We start from the raw sequence: 1,234 nt of genomic DNA on the forward strand, positions 1-1,234 counted from the left end.
GCCAGCAACTGTATGAGCTTTACGATCAGGCTCATACCCCTTGGGAGTGGCACAAAACCATTATGGAGCGCGCCCTATCGCATGGCCTGCAATGCTTCAGCACTCCTTTTGATGACACGGCGGTTGATTTCCTCGAAACGCTCGGCGTACCCGCATACAAAATAGCATCCTTCGAAAATACTGATCTGCCCCTGATTCGCAGGGTTGCCGCGACTGGAAAACCTCTCATCATTTCTATTGGCATGGCAACGCTGGCTGAAATCGACGAAGCAGTCAGTACAGCACGCCAAGCAGGATGTACCCAATTGATCCTCCTGAAATGCACGAGCACATATCCGGCAACTCCAGAGGATAGCCATTTGCGGACAATTCCGCATTTACACGAATCCTTTAATTGCGAAGTCGGATTGTCTGATCACACCATGGGCTGCGGTGCGGCCATTGCAGCCGTTTCGCTTGGTGCGACCGTTATTGAAAAACATTTCACGTTAAGACGCTCGGATGGTGGCGTTGATTCTGCATTCTCGCTAGAACCAGAGGAATTTGGATTGCTGCGCGTCGAAACCAAAAGAGCTTGGCAAGCATTGGGCCAAATAACATACGGCGGGACACAAACAGAGGAAAAATCCAAAGCTTTTCGTCGTTCTATCTACATCACTCAAGACATTGCCGCAGGCAAGGAGCTGTCGCTGGAAAACATTCGACTTGTTCGGCCTGGTTTTGGTTTGCCCCCAAAGTTTTTTGAAGGTGTGCTTGGTAGACGAATAAACAAGGATGCACCGGCTGGTACACCACTGTCATGGGACTTGCTCTCTTGAGAAATAGCCCTTCTAAACAGCCAAAGYGCGCAAAATAACCGTCGCTACCCGATCGGCAGCGTTTCCATCGCTTGCGTATTCTTGAGGAGCGGCGGCCGGCGAGGCCAGCAAAGAGTCCAGGACGACAGGCAACTCCCCCGTGGAAAAACAGGGTGTTGAAACGCCCAATTTCGAGAGGCTAAATGATTCAAGTACCGACAATGAATGTTCAAGGGATACCACCGGCTTTCCCGCTACTGCAGCTTGCAGGCCAACCGTGGAATTCTGAACCACTACCGCTTTTGAAGCCAGAATCAGTGGGTGAATCGCCTCTTGAGAAGGCACACTGAAATACACTTTTTCGTGAGGCCCCAAACGCGGGAAGTCCTGCCATTGACTTGGGTGGTACCGAACAATCAAGGCGAGGTCTTTTCGCC

2 protein-coding genes are annotated in these 1,234 nt (G+C 51.2%); one reads left to right on the top strand and one right to left on the bottom strand.

Features of this window, described 5'->3' with window-relative positions:
• Positions 1–818 (top strand): pseudaminic acid synthase (pseI, locus tag AC1D2K_RS34885; RefSeq protein ID WP_478095022.1); only part of this gene is annotated, 818 nt, incomplete at its 5' end.
• Between the two features lie 12 nt (positions 819–830).
• On the opposite strand, the gene AC1D2K_RS34890 is transcribed toward pseI, so the two are convergent.
• Positions 831–1,234 (bottom strand): hypothetical protein (locus AC1D2K_RS34890; RefSeq protein WP_478095024.1); only part of this gene is annotated, 404 nt, incomplete at its 5' end.

This window comes from Variovorax sp. P1_H12_2 (assembly GCF_056405335.1).